16 protein-coding genes are annotated in these 20,325 nt (G+C 38.4%); 3 read left to right on the top strand and 13 right to left on the bottom strand.

All coding sequences use genetic code 11. From position 1 onward, the window contains the following. Positions 1–31: 31 nt before the first annotated feature. A complete protein-coding gene (locus tag AC13EX_RS08870) occupies positions 32–1,702 on the bottom strand; it encodes a M1 family metallopeptidase (RefSeq protein WP_482892397.1) in 1,671 nt (556 codons plus the stop codon). 15 nt (positions 1,703–1,717) lie between these two features. Continuing rightward, the gene (locus AC13EX_RS08865) at positions 1,718–2,479 is read right to left on the bottom strand and encodes a creatininase family protein (RefSeq protein ID WP_048642952.1); all 762 of its coding nucleotides are present in this window, start codon (positions 2,477–2,479) and stop codon (positions 1,718–1,720) included. A gap of 156 nt (positions 2,480–2,635) precedes the next feature. Here AC13EX_RS08865 and AC13EX_RS08860 point away from each other — a divergent pair, with 156 nt between their 5' ends. Next, complete coding sequence (locus tag AC13EX_RS08860) at positions 2,636–3,487, top strand: sugar phosphate isomerase/epimerase family protein (protein WP_482892396.1); 852 nt, start codon at positions 2,636–2,638, stop codon at positions 3,485–3,487. 42 nt (positions 3,488–3,529) lie between these two features. Here the strand turns inward: AC13EX_RS08860 and AC13EX_RS08855 are convergent, their stop codons facing one another. The 3 genes from AC13EX_RS08855 to AC13EX_RS08845 are packed head-to-tail and all read right to left on the bottom strand — an operon-like array spanning position 3,530 to position 6,726. Further along, positions 3,530–4,900 (bottom strand): amidohydrolase family protein, encoded by a 1,371-nt coding sequence (locus AC13EX_RS08855; RefSeq protein WP_048642954.1) that lies wholly within the window; start codon positions 4,898–4,900, stop codon positions 3,530–3,532. 44 nt (positions 4,901–4,944) lie between these two features. Further along, positions 4,945–5,922 carry an NAD(P)H-quinone oxidoreductase gene (locus AC13EX_RS08850; protein ID WP_482892394.1) on the bottom strand — a complete coding sequence of 326 codons (978 nt, stop codon included), beginning with the start codon at positions 5,920–5,922 and terminating at the stop codon, positions 4,945–4,947. 3 nt (positions 5,923–5,925) lie between these two features. Beyond that, the gene (locus AC13EX_RS08845; protein ID WP_339716254.1) at positions 5,926–6,726 is read right to left on the bottom strand and encodes a universal stress protein; all 801 of its coding nucleotides are present in this window, start codon (positions 6,724–6,726) and stop codon (positions 5,926–5,928) included. A gap of 103 nt (positions 6,727–6,829) precedes the next feature. On the opposite strand from AC13EX_RS08845, the gene AC13EX_RS08840 reads away from it, so the two are divergent. Further along, positions 6,830–7,345 (top strand): acyl-CoA thioesterase, encoded by a 516-nt coding sequence (locus AC13EX_RS08840; RefSeq protein WP_048642957.1) that lies wholly within the window; start codon positions 6,830–6,832, stop codon positions 7,343–7,345. A 394-nt stretch (positions 7,346–7,739) separates the two neighbouring features. Here the strand turns inward: AC13EX_RS08840 and AC13EX_RS08835 are convergent, their stop codons facing one another. Together AC13EX_RS08835 and AC13EX_RS08830 are read right to left on the bottom strand one after the other, a co-directional pair. Beyond that, positions 7,740–8,681, bottom strand: a complete 942-nt coding sequence (locus tag AC13EX_RS08835; RefSeq protein ID WP_048642958.1) for a hypothetical protein — start codon at positions 8,679–8,681, stop codon at positions 7,740–7,742. A gap of 404 nt (positions 8,682–9,085) precedes the next feature. Then, the gene (locus AC13EX_RS08830; protein ID WP_482892391.1) at positions 9,086–11,095 is read right to left on the bottom strand and encodes an alpha/beta hydrolase family protein; all 2,010 of its coding nucleotides are present in this window, start codon (positions 11,093–11,095) and stop codon (positions 9,086–9,088) included. Positions 11,096–11,470: 375 nt separating this feature from the next. Between AC13EX_RS08830 and AC13EX_RS08825 the strand changes: the two genes are divergently transcribed. Continuing rightward, on the top strand, positions 11,471–12,301 hold the full coding sequence (locus AC13EX_RS08825) for a phytanoyl-CoA dioxygenase family protein (protein WP_339716263.1): 831 nt from the start codon (positions 11,471–11,473) through the stop codon (positions 12,299–12,301). Between the two features lie 76 nt (positions 12,302–12,377). On the opposite strand, the gene AC13EX_RS08820 is transcribed toward AC13EX_RS08825, so the two are convergent. The 6 genes from AC13EX_RS08820 to AC13EX_RS08795 form a co-directional block, all read right to left on the bottom strand. Next, complete coding sequence (locus tag AC13EX_RS08820) at positions 12,378–13,628, bottom strand: DEAD/DEAH box helicase (RefSeq protein ID WP_482892390.1); 1,251 nt, start codon at positions 13,626–13,628, stop codon at positions 12,378–12,380. Positions 13,629–13,846: 218 nt separating this feature from the next. Next, positions 13,847–14,428 (bottom strand): DUF4136 domain-containing protein, encoded by a 582-nt coding sequence (locus AC13EX_RS08815; RefSeq protein WP_048642962.1) that lies wholly within the window; start codon positions 14,426–14,428, stop codon positions 13,847–13,849. A 341-nt stretch (positions 14,429–14,769) separates the two neighbouring features. Next, on the bottom strand, positions 14,770–16,431 hold the full coding sequence (locus AC13EX_RS08810) for a ribulokinase (RefSeq protein ID WP_482892389.1): 1,662 nt from the start codon (positions 16,429–16,431) through the stop codon (positions 14,770–14,772). Positions 16,432–16,712: 281 nt separating this feature from the next. Then, positions 16,713–17,222: a hypothetical protein gene (locus AC13EX_RS08805; protein ID WP_048642964.1), complete on the bottom strand. Its 510-nt coding sequence runs from the start codon at positions 17,220–17,222 to the stop codon at positions 16,713–16,715. A 734-nt stretch (positions 17,223–17,956) separates the two neighbouring features. Further along, on the bottom strand, positions 17,957–19,642 hold the full coding sequence (locus tag AC13EX_RS08800) for a potassium channel family protein (protein ID WP_482892388.1): 1,686 nt from the start codon (positions 19,640–19,642) through the stop codon (positions 17,957–17,959). A gap of 149 nt (positions 19,643–19,791) precedes the next feature. Next, on the bottom strand, positions 19,792–20,304 hold the full coding sequence (locus AC13EX_RS08795) for a hypothetical protein (protein WP_482892387.1): 513 nt from the start codon (positions 20,302–20,304) through the stop codon (positions 19,792–19,794). Positions 20,305–20,325 lie beyond the last annotated feature (21 nt).

Below are 20,325 nucleotides of genomic sequence, written 5' to 3'. Positions count from 1 at the left end.
TCATAATTTATGAGATTTCGGGGATGACCATTTATTTGATGGCTTGAATTTGTTGTGTGTAAATGTAAAAGTTTGGATCTACTTCAATGGCTACGTTTGCTTCTAACTTTCCAGAACTTTTCCAGCCTTTTTCCGGGTCAATCCAATGCGTCTCTTCCTTTTGATTAATTTTAACCGGCATGGCAAAATCTGCAACGCTGTTTTCCCACCGGTAATACAATTTGTTATCTTTCCAGTAATATTGAAAAATCGGTACCTTTTCCGTACGAAGGTATTGGTCAAAGAAAGCCTGAAGGTTCAAACCACTTTCCTCAGCCAAAAAGGTCTCTATTTCAACGGTAGTTACCGTCTGATGGTAAAAAACCTTGTTCATTTTCCTTAAAATGCCTCTCCATTTTTCATCATTGTCAATCCATTGCCGTAGCGTATGTAGGATATTGGCTCCCTTAAAATACATGTCTCCGGAACCTCGTTGATTTACACCATAATCCCCGATTATAGGCCCATCGTTTCTGATAATTCTCCTTGCCCCTTGAAGATATTGATTCCCCGCAAGGACTCCATAGTGATAGTCCAAGAAAAGACTTTCAGAATAAGTGGTGAAACTTTCGTGAATCCACATGTCGGCAATGTCTTTATAGGTGATGTTATTGGCAAACCACTCGTGTCCTGCTTCGTGAATGATGATATAATCAAAGGTAAGTCCCCAACCTGTTTCACTAAAATCTTTGCCCTTGTAGCCATTGGAATAGCCATTGCCATAGGTGACAGCCGACTGGTGTTCCATGCCAAGATAAGGCACCTCGATCAGCTTAAAACCATCCTCATAAAAAGGGTAGGGGCCAAACCAGTGCTCGAAGGCCCGCATCAGTCTGGGTGCATCCCTAAATTGCACCTTGGCTTTTTCTAGGTTTTCCTTGAGTACATAATAATCCAGGCTTAATGGCCCTTTTTCGCCCTGATACATTTCTGAAAAATGCGCATAATCTGCTATGCTTAGGTTTACGCCGTAGTTAGCAATTGGATTACTTACAAACCAGTGGTAAGTACTTTTACCGTCATTGTGTTTTTCAATTTCACGGAGTCTGCCATTGGATATGTTCATAAGCGGATCAGGTACTTTTACACTGATCAACATGCTGTCAGGTTCATCGTACATATGGTCTTTACATGGCCACCAGAGGCTTGCTCCATCCCCTTGGTTGGAATTGGCGATAAAAGGTTTTCCTTTTTTGTCTTCTTCCCAAGTTAAGCCTCCTGTCCAGGGAGGGTTAGGGCTTATCCTTGGCGTACCGCTGTAGCTTACCTCAAGAAAGTGTAAATCTCCTTCCTTTTGATGCTCTACAAGGGTGACAAAATAGGCGTTCCCTTCTTTTATGAAATCCAGCTCTTTGCCATTTTGGAAAAACCCCTGAATTTTCATAGGCTGTTGCAAGTCAATTTGCATGACCTTCCCAGGCTTCACTACTTTATAGTAAATGGTATTGCTTCCTTCAATGGACTTTTGCTTGGGCTTGACCTCGATGTCGAGGTGATAATAAACCAGGTCCCACCATTCCCTTTCCGGAGTAATACTTCCACGCAAACTATCCTGCCTGCTATAAGTTCGGTCCGTGTTTTGGGCCATTCCGGAGGGAATGATTAGCAAGACCAACAAAAGAAAGGAAATGCTAAAGGTTATTTTTTGTACTGTTACTATCATTAACAATTTAAGGGTTTATTCGTAGCGGTCATTGATATCCATTTCGGTCAATTCAATCATCAATTCAGCAATTTTTTTACTGGCATCTTTTAAGAAACGCTCACCTTTTTCTGCCGACGAGGCTTTAGGGTTGCCTATTCCTGTATCTTCGGAGACCATGGACCATTTCCTCTCTGCCCATGCCCAACCTTCACGAATGGCTTTCACTTTTGATTTCTTTTCTTTTCCGTCACCGGCTTCTTCCAGCGGGAGCACCAAATGGCCGTGGAGATGCATGATCAGGCTGGTTTCCATTTCGTCTGCATGGTCTCCCATATGTTCAAAATACTTGGGTTTGTCCATGGCCTGAAACCAGTTGCAGGTACTAAAGAACATGTCTGGAAATAGCAGACCAATTTCTCTTAGTATGGTTTTAAAGTCATTGCCTCCGTGGCTGTTTAGGATAAGCAATTTAGGTATCCCTTGTCGGTGAAGTACAGCAACGAGGTCTTTCAAAATCGCTAGTTGGGTGCTAGGATTTAGGTTCATATCCAAATAGATATCGGCCTGTCCGGTATTAACCCCAAAAGGAATGGTAGGCAATATCATCACTTTAGCACCGGCCTCCCAGGCAATTTTACCTGCAGCAGCTCCGATGGCATCTGCTTCGTAGACATCTGTTCCATAGGGAAGGTGGTAATTATGGGCTTCTGTAGCTCCCCAAGGCAATACCGCCAATTCAATTTTTTCTTCTTTAAGTGCTTTCCAGTTCGTCTCTGCGAGGATATAAGGTCTCATTGATAGTCTATTTTTTATTACTTATTTTCTCTTATAATGTAAATAAACCATAAATTTTTAGAATTCCCATCCATAAAATTCCTTACTTCCCTTTATATTGCAAGAATAAAAAGTGTCTCAGACAATTAACAATAGAATAGAATAAACCATTTTATCATGTCACAATCGAAAAAAAATAGAAGAGACTTTGTTAAAAAAAGTATCTTTGGAGCTGTAGGAGGAGTAGTTTTAGCTGGGTCAAACCTTAAAGCAGAAACCCTTCCTTTTGCCAAACCAGCTGATCTTAAACTTGCATTTGCGGGCTATACATTTGTTCATTTCAAGTTGAAAGAAGCCATAGAGATGATTCAAAAAGTAGATGTAAATTACCTTTGTATCAAGGATTTTCATTTACCAATGGACAGTACTGATGCTGAAATTGCCGCTTTTCACAAGCGTTTGGCTGATGCAAACATAAAAGGTTATGCAGTAGGACCAATTTATTCTAAAACTCAGGAGGCTATAGACAAGGCTTTTGATTATGCCAAAAGGGTTGGTGTGGATATGATTGTTGGTATTCCAAGAATAGAAGATTTATCTTACCTGGATAGTAAAGTAAAAGAATACAATATTAGGTTTGCCATACACAATCATGGTCCGGAAGATAAATTGTATCCAAATGCTACAGTTATCATGAGTCATATAAAAGATTTGGACGACCGAATCGGGATGTGTTTTGATATAGGGCACAATATGCGTGATGGACATGATCCTGTAGCGGACATTAAGAAATACAAAAACCGTATTTTTGATCTTCACTTAAAAAATGTTTCAGCAGCCAAAGCGGAAGGCAAAACAATTGAACTGGGAAGAGGAGTAATCGATATTCCTGCAGTTGTTAAAATGCTTGCAAAAACCAATTATACTGGACACTTGGCCATGGAATATGAAAAAGACATGAAAGACCCGATGGCTGGTATTGCTGAATCAGTAGGTTATTACCGTGGAGTGGTTGACGCTCTAGGTTGATATTGAATCATTTTATAAGCACAAATGGCCCATTGATCTTGGCTATTTGTGTTTATTTGCTATTTGACTAAGTTTTTCCTTGATCATTTTTTTATCAATCCACTGCCCCCTGGCCATCACTCCCAATGGGTTTTTCATGTGATTTAAATCCTCCAAAGGGTTTTCCCTAAGCAGTATTAAATCTGCTTCCATTCCCACTTCTATATCACCGAAGTTACCATCAAAATATAGGGCAGGATTAAGGGTGCCTGTTTGTAATATTTCCAAAGGCCTCAAGCCTGCAGTCAGCATGCCTTGCATTTCATGGTGGATTGAAAATCCGGGTACATTGAATACTTGAGGTGCATCAGAGCCCATAAGTAAGCCTTGTCCATCTTCATGTAATGCCTTGATCAATTGATACCTGATTTGATTGAACTGCTTCCATTTTGCTTCATCGAAGTTGTCCGCTTTGGTCAGATTGTTTTTGCTGTTCACCCAATTTTCTCTGGTTTGTGGGCTCATGTATTGCATTTCTTTCTGAGCAACCAATTCTTCAGCTGGAATAGGGGAAAACCAGCGCTCAAAAAGAGACTGAGTAGGAACCACCCACACCTTGTTTTCTTTGCTTAGGGCTACCAATTCAGAGATTGTATTTGGATCAGCCAAATCGGTGAAATTATAGCCAAAGAAACCATTCTCCGTAGGATTAATACCAGCTGATTCAGGAACCAATCCTTCAATATAACCATCGGCATGGTCTATAGTTTGGTAGCCATTGGTCAAAGCATGTCTGATTCTGACCAAATTGGATACATGGCCCGCGAAAGGGATTCCATATTCACTTGATGCCGCTACTATGGTATCAAAGACATGTTTTCTGATACCAGGATGAAGCTTTAGAAAGTCATAACCTGCTTCTGCATATTTTTTGACCTTCTCACGTGCTTCCTCGGGAGTAGGGACGGTGTTTCCGTTTAAAGATGGACTGGAGGTGTAGATTCTTGGAGATAGAATTTCTTGGTTTGCTGCTTTTTCTCTCAAAGGCAGGTGCAATTCGTTTCCCAACATTCCCCGGATGGTGGTGATCCCATTGGACAGGTACAAGAATAAGGTTTCTTGAACTAAAGGATCATCCCAGGCTTTGTCTGGGATATGGGCGTGCATTTCTGCTAAGCCAGGAAGTAGGTAATTTCCCTTTCCTTCAATTACTCTGGCTTCAGCAAAATCTACTTCTTCATCTAATGGAATGATCTGTTCAATTTCTTTTCCTTTAACGATAACATGTGCAGGAGAAATGGATCCTGTTTTGACATCTATGACATTTACCTCCTTAAAAACGATTTGATCAGCAGTCAAAACGTAGCTGTCTTTTTTGGCAGAGCAACTGAAAAGGATTGCTATAAGAAATAGATTAATTAAATGGCTTTTCATGACATGCAATTGTTTCTTGTTAGTGGATAATTATTAGGTATATTTTATACCAACAATAAAATCTTACCAATGTGCTTGGAACTCTCTAATAACCTGTGCGCCTCAGCAGCTTCTGACAATGGGAAAGCGGTATGAATTACAGGTTTGATTTTATCAGGGAATAAGGGCCAAACTTTAGCCATTAATTGGGTAGCAATATGTCCTTTGAAGTTTATTGATTGGGGTCGGAGGGTAGATCCGGTGAGTACCAGTTCTCTGGTCATAATACGTAGCAAATCCACCTCGCCAATTTTGTTTTTCATGGCATTAATCATGATTAACCGTCCCTTTCGGTTCAATAGGCGTAGGTTTTTGATGGTATAGTCTCCACCGACCATGTCCAGAATTATGTCTACTCTTTGTTCTCCAAGCGCTTTTTTTACCTCCTCTTCAAAATCCTGTTGCTGGTAATTGATGGCCAGGCTGGCACCCAATTCCAGGCATGTTTCGCATTTTTCCTGAGATCCTGCTGTTGTAATGACCTCACCATTCATGGCTGTGATCATTTGTATGGCGGCCACTCCAATACCGCTACTACCTCCATGGATGAGCACGGTTTCATTTTTTTTAAATTTGCCAATTTCAAAGACATTGTTCCAAACCGTAAAAAAGGTTTCCGGAAGTGAGGCAGCCTCTTCAATACTAAGTCCCTCGGGAATTGTCAAGCATTGTTTTTGGGGCGCGCATACATATTCTGCATACCCACCGCCAGCCAATAAGGCACAAACTTTGTCTCCAATTTCCCAGGTTTTTACATTTTCTCCAAAACCTGCTACCCATCCTGAAACTTCCAGGCCGGGAATATCCTTTGGGGCACCTTCAGGTGCTGGGTAATGTCCTTTTCGTTGTGCTATATCAGGCCTGTTAATGCCTGCAGCCCTAACCTTTATTAAAATTTCATCTTGCCCGATTTCGGGCATATTTCTTTCTTCAATCTTTAAAACCTCAGGTTCTCCGGCTTGTGTGATAACTACTGCTTTCATAATCTATTTGATGACCAGAAGGGGAATGTGTGTATGGTAAACCATTTTGGCACTATGGCTATTTTTAAATATAAAATCTAGAAAACCTCGGTCTTTAGAAAACATGACAAGTAGGCTGTCCGATTTATTTTTGATGTAATTTTCTAAGCCTTTATCTGTATTCACTTCTTGTAGCTTTTCAAAAGTAAACTCACTATCAGGAAAGTTTTCATTTAAATAGGCTTCCAATCCTTTAAAAATGATGTCTTTATTAAAGTCTGGTTTATTCTCGACGTGAATAATTTTATAGGGCAAGTTCCAGGTTTCGGTAAGTGTGATTAGTTTTTTGAAAACACCTTCTTTTTCATTCTTCAAATCAACGGCTACTTTGATGTTTTTTATACTTTCAAAGGAAGAACAAAACGGTACAGCTATTACAGGTATGGCACTTTCTTTGATGACAGTAGCAGTATTAGAACCAATAAGGTTTTTCTTAATGCCGCTAGCACCCTGGGTACCCATGATGATAAGGTCAAAGTCCCCATTGTTTGCTGTAGAAAAGATGGCGGTAGATACAGTACCCTGAATGATTTTGTAATCGATGTCTACGGTATTTCCTAACCTTTCTTTTATTTTCTGTAATTCAGAGTTCGCATTGCTTTCGATTGTTTGGGCCATTCTAGCCGCTTCGGCAGCAAAATCGTAAACTGCAAAATAAGAGAAAATCAAGGTAATGGAAGCACATTGCTGCTGGGCATAGGACACAGCAAATGTGAGTGCATTGTCTGCATTTTCAGATAAATCCGTTGGAACCAGTATCTTCATGATAGCTTTTTAGTTTGCATTAAGTTAATGAATATTAATCTAAATTACACAATGATTTAAATCATATATCTTTGCAAGATATTAGCATTAAACTTAAACAGTTATGTTCGAATACAATAAAGACAAACACTATCCAAAAGAGACAGAAAGTAGGGTAGTCATCAGATTTCAGGATTGCGACCCTTTACAGCATCTCAATAATGCGAAATATTTCGATTATTTTTTCAATGCCAGAGAAGACCAAGTTCCCAAATTATATGGTGTGGAGATGATGGATTTTATCCGTAAATACCAGGCAGCTTGGGTAGTTTATAATCACAGTATTTCCTATGTAAGGCCAGCTAGAGTAGGGGAGTGGGTGAGAATTATGAGTAGGGTGATTTGGCATGACCACCATTCAGTAATTGTGGAATATTACATGACGGATGATAATAAGGAAGAGCTGAAAACATTGATGTGGACAACCATGCGGTATGTGGACATGAAACAAGGTAAGTCTAAGGATCATGAAGGTGCAGTCAAAGACTTTTTATTGGCAACTACTGATGAGGTGGATATGGCTGAAACTACACTTAAATCAAGAATCAAAGACATCAAAACCGCCCTCTTAAAATCTTAATGAGTTGATATTGGCTGGGTTGTTAAACCCGAAATATGCAATAGACAATCTATTACGTGCTGAAATCGCTTCAAAATCAGCCACTTCGTTGCTGTTTTGAATTTAACCATAGCGGTGCTATGCTAAAATATCCAAACAGACTGATTTTCTTGCGATTGCAACACTTCCCGTAAACTCGGGACAGGCTTCACCCCTGACATTGTCAGGGCGGAGAAATTCTATTACATAATCCGGGTTAAAAGAAAAAGAAACAATTACAGCAAAATCGTATCTTCTATCAGGGGCTAACATCTCTGGTAGAAAAAATACAGCCCGCTGTGGTTTTTATTTGTATAAAATGTTAAATGGAATTTATTTCAATAGGGCAAAGAAGGTTCATTGCCCTATTAGGCAATTAACTGAATAAACTGTAACGGATAATTAACTTTCCATCTGATCTCCATTTTATCCATCCTTGGTCTAGGCTTGAGAAATCTTTGTCTGTAAGGTTTACTTTTAGCCAATCACCACGGACCGCTATAGGTTGCAAAAAATCATATGGTCTAGTGTTAATCGAAGCATTTTCTAAAGGTTTAATCAATACCTTTTGTGGGAACTCATCAAGAATTTCCACACTATTTATGTTCAGAATAAACTCCGGCCAATAGATTAGCTTGCCACTGAATTTATCTATAAGTACTGATTGACCCGTTTCTTTGTTTATCTCCACTTCCAGCATAAACTTCCCGGAAGTAAGCACTTTTATCATCAGCCAATCGTAATCTAGTTTTACTATTTCAGGGAAAAAGTAAGGGGGTGCATATTGGATGTCATATTGTCCATTCTGGTTTTTAAAAAACACCAAACTGTCTATAACTTTTCCAAGGCCATTCCATGCATTTGGGTTTGATGGGGAATAAAAATACAGTTTGTCATTTTCTGAAAAATTAGGGCTAAAGAAGCCCTGGCCCATGCCATTATCAAATTGGATATTGAGGACTGGCTGGACCGGGACAGTTGGTTTGGGGGTGATTTGCTTTTGTTGGGCAGGAACCTTGCTTTTCTCTAATTCTAAATGACGCATGTATCCAAGAAAGAGAAGAATACACATTACAACAAATAGGATAAAATTGGTATAAACGATGACTTTTGTTTTTAATCTACCTGCCAATATTATTGCTAGGATTAAGGCACCAAAAGCATACATTAGGGCATAGCCAAATACTATCGTTGCTCCAGCTAATCCTTGATTTTTGCCTACACCCATGTATCCTGAGAACATACCTCCTAGGATGAAAAACACAATTATTGTGAGAAAATAGAATAAAAAACTGGAACCTTTAAGAGCTTTATTCATGGATCAATTGATTATTTAACCCGAAGTTGATAGTGGTATTTTGTAGCTTGAAGAATAATTGGTTCGCTCAAAAGCAGGAAATCGAAAACTAGTAGTTTCAGCAAGACAATGATTGACTTCTATTGAACTGGTAGAATTTCTTTTGTTCTATTAAAAGAAAAAAGAACAAAAAAGCAATCAATACATTGGTCTTATTAGGTAGTGTTGGATTTGTCCTTATAAAATTAAATATATTTAATAAAAAACAAAATAAATGGCCAATTTATATTGCTTTGCACCAAATGTGTTTGATTAAACCCAGATTATGTAATAGGATTTATTCGCCCTGTTGGGGATGGTAAAATATAAGGGAGTACAAATTGGATAAAAACTGTAGCTCCTATAGTGAAAGAAGGGGTTTTATATTAATTGACAATGTACAATTGCTCATTAACAGCCTTGTTCAATACAGTATCCGACCAAGCATATGCAGGAGGGATTTCATTCAAAAGATAGGTTTTGGTAGGATAGGCTAAAGCGGGAATTTGATAAGCATCCGTAATACGCAGCACATTCAATAGTTCTAAGGCAAAATCTCTTCCATTTTTTGGACTTGTTTGATTGTGCGTTTCGGGTGGGTTTGACAGGTACATGCTTTCACATTTCTCATCCATCAAGGCTGCATACATGGCTATTGTGGCCATTCCATCTCTACCAGCAATACTGATTTTTGTAGGGGCTACTTCAGGTAAGGTCCTGCAAAATTCCAATGCCCGCATGGCATCATATACCTGCATAGAGGCTTTGGTTCTTCCTATCCAGGCAGCAGCTCGTCTAACATGCCAATTGAGTTCTGGAGCCCAACCCACTTCTCCAACACCCCTGACTTCCAGGTAGGCGATATTGTGATTCTCAGCCATTTTATTTGCATAGCCTTCGCTTTCCCATCGTTCTTCTCCCGGGCTTCTTAATACTAAAAGGAGTGGAGATTTCTCCTCTTGAGGTTGACGGTAAAATATATTCACTTTGAGTCTCCAGCCCTTTTCACTGTTAAAACTATAGGTGTTATTCCCGAACTTGGATAAATCCGCTGTTCTGTATATCATTTCTCCATCAAAAGCCAACGCTGAATCAGGGAATGCTCCAAAGGTTCTTGTTTTAAGGTAGTCCTTAACTTTATTTTGCTGGGCAATTAGCGCGTCTCGACTGTTTATTATTGGAGGTTCAGCTGTTTGGATGAAAGAGTACTGTATTGTTTTGGTAATATCCGTAGCTGGCGGCGTGCCATTGTATACATTTAGACTATCTGCTGGAAGCAGGTTTTCAGCATTGGTTTCTATATCTGCTATTGTTTCCGGCGCTACATTTTTGTCCATAAGGTGGTGGAGGAAAAAGGAGAAAATGGCTTTTCTGGAAACCGGATGATAGGAATGCCCACCAGTTGTTTCAACCAGAGAGATATTATTTTCCGCTCCAAACTTGCTATAGAATTCCGATAAGGAATTGTAAAACTGACGGGTAGACTCAATTCCATAGAGTTCATCCCTATCCGATTGGGCAATAAGCAAAGGCTTGGGTGCAATTAAAGCTCCTATGTCTGTGAAATCCATTTGGAAACCATTGTTGATCATCATACAATCACAGTGACCATCAATCCTTCTTTCGCCTACCTGCGAGTCCATGGTTCCCGCTCCGCAAACAGGTGCTGCTGCTTTTACTCTTGGATCTGCTGCAGCAAAGTACCAGCTTTGGGAGCCGCCTCCTGAAATGCCGGTGATACCAATATTATCCATGTCCACGTCAACACGTGTAGCAAGGTAGTCCAGGCCCCTTATGGCATTCCAAAGCTCTACGGCCGCAGGATTATAACCTCGAGAATACCAATTGAACCAGCCTTTGTTATAAGGCCCCCAATGATCTCCCCCAACCTCTCCAAATTGAATGGTGTCAAAAATCAAAGTAATAAAACCAAGTTCCGCTAACCTTCTTGCGTGTGCCTGGTAATTCACTTTTTGACCATGGGAATGGCCTGATAGGTAAATAACAGCAGCGCGGGGATTTGATATATTGTCAGGTACATAAAGATTGGCAGGAACAAATAAATTGGGTAAGGATTCATAATAAAACTTCTCAATATGAAAGCCATCTTGTTTCAATGTGCCTCTAGGGTAGACTTTGGGAGGATCCCTGTCTTCCTCCATGTTGAAACCCATCATTTCTATAAATTGATGGTACTTAACTGGTCGAATTGAATCCCATTCTTCTGTAGAGATAGATTTTGCAGAAAAGTGCTCCGTCAAGCTTTTTGATTCCTGCTCTAGGTATTGCATGATGTTATTATGAGGAACCACAGTGACAGTTTCAGGTGCCTCTTCTTTACATGCCCAGGTAGCTATTATCAGAAGGCTGATTGGAATCAGGATTAAATATTTCATTCTTTAGAATTCAATGAAGTAGTAAGTTAATACTTGATAATACTTAAAACCAAAATTTTTCACTTGGAATCTACAAGGACTTGTAAAATTTAGTTTAGAAGGATGAAAATTTAGCGTTCTGACTTATTGTATTCCCTTTTTTAGATAAAATTAAATAATCAACGATTTGATTTAGAGGTGAATTTCCTTCATATTTAATAATGTTTTGGTAATTTGGATTAAATAAAGAATTCATGGCAGTGATTCTGAATAGTTGGATTTATTTGGAGGCAGTCTCCTCAATAATGGTAATTTGAGGATTTAGGATCAAGAATATTAATTAAGGAATTTAAGATTAAATTTATTTCAAGAGCTTATACTTCTTTTATATTGGATATGAAATTGAACGAAGAACAAATTGCGCAATATCACAGAGATGGCTACGTACTTGTAAAAGGTTTTTGTAGCAAGGAGGAAACGAACAAGCTTTATAAGGTGGCCATTGAGGATGAAGCCATGAGTAAAAATGCCATGGATCTAAATGATCAATCCGGTAAAAAAACAAGGCTTTCTTTGTGGTTTAAACCTGGAAATGATGTCTTTGGCTATTTGACTAGGAGTGAAAAGATGGTGAATTCTGTAGGTCAATTGCTAGAAGGAGAGGCTCCTGTTTGCCACTTTCATTCCAAACTTATGCAGAAGGAACCCAAGGTAGGTGGGGCATGGGAATGGCATCAAGATTATGGCTATTGGTACAAAAATCAGTTTATGTTTCCTGACCAATTGATTAGCGTAATGGTAGCCCTTACTGAGGCAAATAAACAGAATGGCTGTTTGCAGGTAATCAAAGGTTCGCATAAACTAGGAAGGGTAAACCATGGGTTTGCAGGAGAACAGGTGGGAGCGGATATGGTAATGGTAGAGAATGCTTTGAAAACCATGGAGCTTGTTTATTGTGAAATAGAGCCTGGAGATGCACTTTTTTTTCATAGTAACCTATTGCACAGGTCCGCAGCCAACCTTTCTGATTCACCAAGGTGGTCCATTATATCCTGTTTTAATTCCCAGTCCAATATTGCATATAGCGAGACTTCTACTGCATGGAAAGTGGCTTTGGAACCGATCCCTGACGAAGCCATTTTAAATTGGGAGGCTGAAACGCTTTCGAATGCGGATTTTCTCAAGAAAGAAAATGACCCGGCATTGAAAAACACTGGTTGGGAGTAAGGTTAAATGAGATGAAATAGGAGCTAATATTAATAAGGACCTGCTTAAAACTTTACTGGCACATAAAAGCCAAGTATTAATTGGCCACTTCCATTTTTACTTTTAGTTTTTTAAGTTTTTCTCCATCTGTATTGGCGAAAAGATCGTCTACTTTGTCAGTAGTTACAGCCACATAGGTGGCATTGTCTAGAATGCTGATCATACCTATATCAGATCCTTTTAAGCCGCCTTTTTTAGTGAAAAAGCCAACAACATCGCCCTTGCTGATTTTGTTCTTTTTCCCTACACTGATATAAACACAAGTCAGGTTCGATGGTTCAGGGACTTTGAAGTCTTGGCGAAGTTCGTATTCTGGTAGGTTATTGTCTACATAATCAGGCAAGGATTCCTCATGGGCAAGCACCAAATAGCTCTGACCTTCAGCCATCATTCTAGCTGTTCTACCATTTCTATGTATAAAGGCATCCTTTTTTGGAGGAAGTTGGTAATGGACAACATGCTTAATTTCTGGGATGTCTAATCCTCTGGATGCAAGGTCGGTAGCAATGAGCAACTGGTGGGTGCCGCTTCTGAATTTGATTAGGTTTTTTTCACGATCGATTTGTTCCAATCCACCGTGAAGCACTGCATGTTGGAATCCGAAATCTGTCAAAAGTAGACTTATGCGATCTACAGCATCTCTGTGATTGCAAAAAACCAGGGTGCTTTCCTTTCCAAAATCTGCCACTAACCGCATTAAGGTGTCTATTTTCTCAACACTAGAAGTTCTGACGAGTTGCAACAATAAGGTCATTACCTCACCCTCATTCAAAAAACTAACCTTTTCATAGTCTTTAAAAGGAAGGAAATCTGGAATATTTTCAAGGATGGTGGCAGAGGTTAGGAAATATTTCTGCTCATGAGAAAGCCGTTCAAAGATAACTCTCAATTGTTCATGAAAACCAAACTGTAAGGATTTATCAAACTCGTCGAGTACAACCAAACTTATGTTAATGTCATTTAGATTGCCTTTCTGAACATGCTCAGATAGTCTTCCTGGTGTACCTATTATCAACTGTGGCTTTTCGTTAAGCCTATTTTCTTCTGTTTTCATAGAATGCCCACCATAGCAGATACAAGCATGGAAATTAGTCTTCAGCGATTTGAAAACCTCCATTATTTGTAAAGCCAACTCTCTTGATGGGACAATGATTAGTGCGGAAGAATCATTTACTTCCAGATGCTGAATCATGGGAATGAGAAATGCCAGGGTTTTTCCAGAACCTGTTGGAGCCAAAAGCATTAGGGGAGCTTCAGCTTTGGCCTTTTCCATAAATTCCAATTGCATCTTATTGAAACTGTTTAAAGAAAGCCTTTTTAAAAAAGTTTCACTACCTGTTTGCTTATTCATCTCCATATTGCAAAGATACAGATAGGCAATGAGACAAAGGTGTTTTATAGAAAGAATTTAAAATGACACTGCACCAATAATTAATATTTTCTGGTGCAGTGTCATTATTTTATGAAAACTCGATTGCTTAATGGAGGAAATAAAATTCGTCAACCTTAGTTTCTGGTCAAAATTTTGAATTGATCCATTACCTTATAAGTGGCCCTGGTCAAGTCAATATGAATATTAGGTGAGTTGTAGTCAAAATAAGCTGAAGTATATCCTTGCCAGATTGTGTTTCCTTTTTTGTGGTCGATTACTAAAACGACAAGCATTCCATCATTTTGTGTGTATTTAATGGCATTGTAGTTTTCGCCTCTTTTTTGCCTTTCCAGACTATCTAAGACAGATTCTTCTACAAGTTCAATTCCTTGCTTTTTAAGCCAATAATCGAAATTCGGTTGATTGTAACCTCTATAGCGTACTTCACTCATGTATAATTTGTGAATAATAAGGAGGTCTGGATTGTTGTCTCTTTCTCTAAATCCCTGAGATCCAAGGCGTGAGGAGATTGATTTTTCAATAATTCCGGTGAAATCTCTTTCGTTTTTCCCTTCTTCTGCCACAAACCCGAAGGTTTTGTATTTTTTAAAGGCACCTTTATAATTGTAATCGTATTCTGCGATAAAGTCTCTCTGTGACAAACAGGCTGAATTAAATATCAGTAAAACAAAGACAAAGTAGTTGAATTTTTTCATACATTTTTTCTGAGAAGTGGTGAATCATATTGTCCTGGTGATTTTTGAGATACATTTCAAATGTACCGATCAAAATATAAAATTGTAATCTTAAAATAAACTTTAGATTTAAATTTTTGTTTAGGATTTTATCACTAATTATCGAATTAATGTTAGCGAATTTCAGTATAAAAACCAAGTTTTTAACTGGATATTGAGAAAACTTATATTGCTGAATATTAAAGGACTATGTATTGGGGCTCTTGAAGACAAAACAGGGTAAAATAAAAAGAGTGGCAACCTAATCTGGTTGCCACTCTTAGTTTTCAAAGGAATTTGTTGATGGAATATGGATTAATCAATCAGATTTGACTCTCAATAAAGTCCCCAAAGGAGAGGTAATTCTCATATTTTGCCTCGTAGATTTTAGCATTTGAAGCATTTGGTTGATAGACTTTATCAAAACCATTCCCCATAGCTGCTATGGCTTCAGTCACGTTAGGGTAAATGCCAGCTGCAGTGGCAGCATATATAGCAGCACCTAATGCTGGGGCTTGTTCAGATTTAGCCACTTTTATAGGCATATTTAGTACGTCTGCCAATGTCTGCATGACCAATGATGATTTTTTAGCCACGCCACCAAGACCAATAACTTGTTCTATGTTTACGCCTTCTTGTCTAAACCTTTCTATTATCCTTTTTGATCCAAAGCAAATACTCTCAACCAAAGCTTTGAATACATGAGCTGCATCCGAGCCCATATCCAGTCCTTTTAGGGCGCCTTTTAGGTTTTGGTTTGCATCAGGAGTTCTTCTCCCGTTGATCCAGTCTAAGGCCAATACCTGTGTGGTTTCCGCAGATATTTTCTCTGCTTCGCTGGAGAGTGTCAATATCAAGTTCTGCTCCAAAAGATCGATCGTTTGTTTCTTTAGCTCTTCACCCATTGAGGAATCATTGATCGTTTTCCTAACAGGTTTAAGAAGCAACTTTACAAACCATGCCAAAACATCACCAAAAGCCGATTGACCAGCTTCAAGTCCAATTTTACCAGGGATGACAGAGCCATCCACCTGACCACATATACCCTTGACAGTAGTGTGTTCTAAAGATGCATAAGAACTTACCATAATGTCACAGGTGGAGGTGCCCATAACTTTTACAAGCGTACCTTCTTCTACTTCCCCACCAATGGCTCCAGCATGGGCATCAAAAGTACCCACAGCCACTGGAATACCTTCTTCCAAATCGAGCTTTTCTGCCCATTCTTTGGAAAGTAATCCTGCTGCTTGATCAGAAGTATAGGTTTCCTTATAAAGTTGCGCTTTTAATTTCACTAACCTTGGATCTAGTTTCTCCAAAAATTCATCCTCAGGAAGACCTCCCCAGCTTTCATGCCAGAGTGCTTTATGCCCTGCAGCGCACCTGCTTCTTTTGAAAGCAATTGGGTCTGTTCCTCCAATCAGGGTAAAAGTCAAATAATCACAGTGTTCCATCCAAGAATAAGCCGCTTCGGCTACTTGAGGATCCACTCTTATAATATGCAATATCTTTGCCCAAAACCATTCTGAAGAGTAGATACCTCCTTCGTATTTTGTAAAATCTTCACCTCCCCATGTTCTTGCCAGGTGATTGATTTCATCTGCCTCTGCTACTGAAGTATGGTCTTTCCACAAAATCATTTGGGCATTGGGGTTTTCTGAGAATTGATCAGTTAGTGCCAATGCCTGACCTTCTTTATTTACCGGTAAAGGAGATGACCCAGTGGTATCGACACAAATCCCCTTAATTTGTGATTTTGGTAGGCCTGATTTTTGAATAACGGCTTTTACAGTGTGCGTAAGACCTTCCAAATGGTCGTTTAGATGTTGTCTGTATTGGTTTTTTGTTGGATCACAATATTTCCCTTCTTTCCAGCGAGGGTAATTGTAAACTTCGGAAGCAAGGGTGATACCATCGCGGGCATTGACCAAGATGGACCTGACAGAATCTGTTCCATAGTCTACACCCAATACGTAATTGTCCATACTAATTATTTTGGATTGTTATAAAGCGAGAAATAAATCTAATTAACCGAAATTAGGCAAAAGAGCCCCTAGAATGTGCTAAAATCACTTCAAATAATTAAATCAACCATTTGATTTGGCTACAGAGTTTCTGAATGTTATACTTAACGTGTGAAGATAGCCTTCAATAGGATTACTATAACATAATCCGGCATAGATGTAAAAATATACGGAAAAAATCAAAAATGACCCATCAAAGTCTATAAAAAACCTGGTCTTTAAATTAAATGTTATCGATGTTTTTATCCATTATCAACCTGATGCCAAGTTTGAATTTCTAAAATCTTATTTTCTTCCGTTTTAATAGCCATGTGGTATTCGTAAGAAATGGATTTTAAAGTTTTGCTATCCAAGGCGGTAAATGTAGTCCAAACCAATGTCCAGTCTCCTTTTAGAATGCCACGATTTACTCGAACACTAGTGAGTTTGGGTTCACTAAAAGTAAGGTGGTTTAATTGGTTGTGTTGTGATTTCCAATGCGTAATCTCTTCAATGGAATTGTGAATGGAGTCTGTGTTGGTATTGATACATTTAAAATCAGGATGGATAATTTCTTTTATATAATCGTAGCTTTCCAGCTGCAATCCTTTTAGGTATTTCCTTATTAATTCCTGATCACTTCCTTCTTTAGGATTTTTGGTTACGGGAGGATTCCGACCATCCTCATTCTTTTTAACCTGGTCCTCATATTTGCTCGAAAACAAATAGCCAGGTAGGAAAGCGAGTGCTAAAGAGTTTTTAATGTTGGTCATGTCGTGGGATCAAAGTCGTGGGATCAAACTTAAATGAAATGTTTAGGGGGATTTGATTGCAATATTTTCCATCGATTTGTTTTAATTTACAATTATAAGCATAATAAATTCAATTTTAATGGTTTATTCAATGATTTATTGTGATGAGATGGCCTATAGTATTATTGAAACTGCCATAGTTTAGTTAACCTTTACTTCCCCCAATTGCCATTTTAAAAGATCAAAGTTTAATTGTTATCCCTGTTTAACTTAAGGCCTTCATTAAAGGTTTTTTTCATTTTTGGGAAATGATAGTTCAATAAAAACAGCTTGTTTGGAGATTGTGCATCACCTAAGTATTGAAAAAGTAAAGAATAGGTTATTAAACCCGAAATATGCAATAGACAATCTATTACGAGCTGAAATCGCTTCAAAATACCCAATCGTTGCTGTTTTCAATTTCACCATAGCGGTGCTATTCTAAAATATCCAAACAGCCTGATTTTCTTGCGATTGCAACACTTCCCGTAAACACGGGACAGGCTTCATCCCTGACATTGTCAGGGTGGAGAAATCCTATTACATAATCCGGGTTAAAGGTTGATTTTAAGTTGTTTATGTAAATATTTGCTTGTGAAATGTATGATTCTCGGTATTCTATAGAGAATAGGTGAAGCCAAAAAGAGCCCTTATTTGATATATAGTATAGTAGTCACATTAAATTAATTAATGCATTTAGAAAAACAGTCGTAATTCTATCCAAATTTTTTAAAGAAATAATTTTCAGCTTCAGATGTGCCAATTAGTATAATTTCATCATTTTTATTTAAAACCGAATCAGGTTCGGGATTTACCGTCAATTTCCCACCTTGTTGTAAAGCAATGATGGTACAGCCCGTAAGTTGGCGTATGCAAGAGGAGGCGATTGATTTACCAACGAGTTGTTTTGGTACTTCTAGTTTAAGCAAATCAAGACCTTCAGCTACCATTAAGATATCACTTTTCTTAAGTAAATTATAAATAGCATTGGCCCCCATTGAAGCATAAGACATGACAAAATCAGCTCCTGCTCTATGCATTGTGTCCAAATTTCTTTCACGGGTAGACCTGGTTATTATTTGAATATCAGGGCGCAGCTTTCTGCAATAAATTGTTAGGTAAGCGTTTACATCATCATCGTGTGTGGTGATTATAACACAGGGCGCTTTTTCAATTCCAGCCTCAACAAGCACTTCTAAGTTTGCCGCATCGCCAAATATGTATTTGCTATTGGCTTTGATTCTGTTTTCCTGTTTTTCTATAATCTTATAATTTAGATTTCTGTCCTCAAGTGCTATACCTGTTGCCCTTCCTACTCTTCCTCCTCCAATAATGACAAGAGGCTCTGTAGTGGATTTTTTAATACAAAAATGGGCATTGTAGGCTTTGATTTGTTCATTTGTTCCAGCTAAAACCAAAACAGAATTAGTGGCAATAGGTTCATCGGGACGTGGAGCATGAAAAACTCCCCTGGTCCAAAAACCCAAAACATTTATTCCTACAGTTTCTCTGAGTTTGGCTTCTCTCAAGGTTTTTCCTACCAGGATTGATCCTGACACGGTGGCTTCTGCTATGCTTAATTCTTCAAATTTACCAATGACCATTGCATTGGCATCACCTACGCTCGCTCTTCTTGAAAGGGAGGTACCCATCATTTCCCCTAGGCTCAATACATTGTTGCATCCTGCAAGACTAAGGATGTCTTCAGAGGCTTCGAAATTACATGTGGCAATAATGGGGATGTTTTCATTGACCTCTCTAATGGTAAAGGCTACATTGGTATTGGCCACATCTGAGGAGGTAGTAGCAACTAGGAGTGCTTTGTTTACCTGCGCATTTTGGTAGGTTATAGGGTCATCCAGGTCTCCGAGCATTACTACTATATCCATTTCGCTTAACCTTAAGCCTTCTGAAAAATCTTGCACCAAAAGCACATAGGGTATTTTGAAGGTTTTTAGTTTTTTGATTAATGCCTCCGAAACTTCATCAAAGTGGGTGAGTATGACATGCTCACTGATAGTATTGTCCAATACTTTGGGCACTCGGGATTGTTCTTGGGCCTTCATCCATGGTGAATAGAAAAAATTAATGAAGGTAAAAGGGAATAAGACGAGCAAAAACAACATGCCTGAAAGCAATACAATCATGGTATAAATCCGACCCCAATCGGTTTCAAAAGTGATGTCCCCAAACCCTAATGTGGTCATCACAGTAAAGGTCCAGTACAGTCCGGTAACCCAAGAAAAGTACCTTCCTTCACTTAACATGATAAGATGGAAAGTGATGGTAAAAATCACTACCAGCAAAAATAATATGAGTAAAAACCTAAACAACAATTTTAAGTTTCGACGATGGGGTTTATTTTGAAGCAGGTAACTTATTTGAGAACTTAGGAACTTCATTTGAATTATGGTTTAAAAAGCATAGATACATAACTTTTTGTACAATAGCATACTTTTATATAATTATGCTAAAAGAAGTGAAGGCAATAAAAAAAGAATCCCGTTTAAAAAGAGCTTCTAAACGGGATTTATAAAGAATGAAGTTTTGCTTATTTATTGACCTTTTTTTTGGCCATTTGTTCCAATAAGATGCTGTTCCACTTTTGAATTAGTGGCCACTCACCTGATAAATCGGAGTATTTCTCACCATCAAAGAAACACAAAAATGACTTAGTTCCTGATATTGATGATAGACTTATTATCAAAGATAATTTGTCTATCACTTCTACTTTTTTTGAACCAGTTCCAACTGACCGACTTTGCTTTTGCAAGTCAATATGAGAAATACAGTCGGTAGGAATCAATTGAAATTCAATTTGAGCATTTGGGTCCATGTAAAACAATTTTTGTTTGCCATAATCAATTCCAATTCCATAACCACCTCTCCAATAGTCCTTTGTTCCCAAAAGTAAACCATATTTTTCTGCTTCGTCTGTAAACTTTTTTTGATGGGCCTTTTGAATATTGGATTGTTTCTTTTTGCTAATGTATATAGGGGCAATAAATGCCAAAATTGCAGCTAAGGATATTCCTAAGCTAATTGGTTCGATATCTACAATCATTTCTTTTCTGTTTAATATTAT

Source organism: Cyclobacterium sp. L-R (assembly GCF_056859355.1).
The sequence above is the reverse complement of the archived record's forward strand: the minus strand, read 5'-3'. Positions and strand labels throughout refer to the sequence as shown.

What these genes read in the sequence shown, in the direction of transcription:
- AC13EX_RS08870 (WP_482892397.1), bottom strand. Translation starts at nt 1,702, where the DNA reads ATGATAGTAACAGTACAAAAAATAACCTTTAGCATTTCCTTTCTTTTG.
- AC13EX_RS08865 (WP_048642952.1), bottom strand. Translation starts at nt 2,479, where the DNA reads ATGAGACCTTATATCCTCGCAGAGACGAACTGGAAAGCACTTAAAGAA.
- AC13EX_RS08860 (WP_482892396.1), top strand. Translation starts at nt 2,636, where the DNA reads ATGTCACAATCGAAAAAAAATAGAAGAGACTTTGTTAAAAAAAGTATC.
- AC13EX_RS08855 (WP_048642954.1), bottom strand. Translation starts at nt 4,900, where the DNA reads ATGAAAAGCCATTTAATTAATCTATTTCTTATAGCAATCCTTTTCAGT.
- AC13EX_RS08850 (WP_482892394.1), bottom strand. Translation starts at nt 5,922, where the DNA reads ATGAAAGCAGTAGTTATCACACAAGCCGGAGAACCTGAGGTTTTAAAG.
- AC13EX_RS08845 (WP_339716254.1), bottom strand. Translation starts at nt 6,726, where the DNA reads ATGAAGATACTGGTTCCAACGGATTTATCTGAAAATGCAGACAATGCA.
- AC13EX_RS08840 (WP_048642957.1), top strand. Translation starts at nt 6,830, where the DNA reads ATGTTCGAATACAATAAAGACAAACACTATCCAAAAGAGACAGAAAGT.
- AC13EX_RS08835 (WP_048642958.1), bottom strand. Translation starts at nt 8,681, where the DNA reads ATGAATAAAGCTCTTAAAGGTTCCAGTTTTTTATTCTATTTTCTCACA.
- AC13EX_RS08830 (WP_482892391.1), bottom strand. Translation starts at nt 11,095, where the DNA reads ATGAAATATTTAATCCTGATTCCAATCAGCCTTCTGATAATAGCTACC.
- AC13EX_RS08825 (WP_339716263.1), top strand. Translation starts at nt 11,471, where the DNA reads ATGAAATTGAACGAAGAACAAATTGCGCAATATCACAGAGATGGCTAC.
- AC13EX_RS08820 (WP_482892390.1), bottom strand. Translation starts at nt 13,628, where the DNA reads ATGCAATTGGAATTTATGGAAAAGGCCAAAGCTGAAGCTCCCCTAATG.
- AC13EX_RS08815 (WP_048642962.1), bottom strand. Translation starts at nt 14,428, where the DNA reads ATGAAAAAATTCAACTACTTTGTCTTTGTTTTACTGATATTTAATTCA.
- AC13EX_RS08810 (WP_482892389.1), bottom strand. Translation starts at nt 16,431, where the DNA reads ATGGACAATTACGTATTGGGTGTAGACTATGGAACAGATTCTGTCAGG.
- AC13EX_RS08805 (WP_048642964.1), bottom strand. Translation starts at nt 17,222, where the DNA reads ATGACCAACATTAAAAACTCTTTAGCACTCGCTTTCCTACCTGGCTAT.
- AC13EX_RS08800 (WP_482892388.1), bottom strand. Translation starts at nt 19,642, where the DNA reads ATGAAGTTCCTAAGTTCTCAAATAAGTTACCTGCTTCAAAATAAACCC.
- AC13EX_RS08795 (WP_482892387.1), bottom strand. Translation starts at nt 20,304, where the DNA reads ATGATTGTAGATATCGAACCAATTAGCTTAGGAATATCCTTAGCTGCA.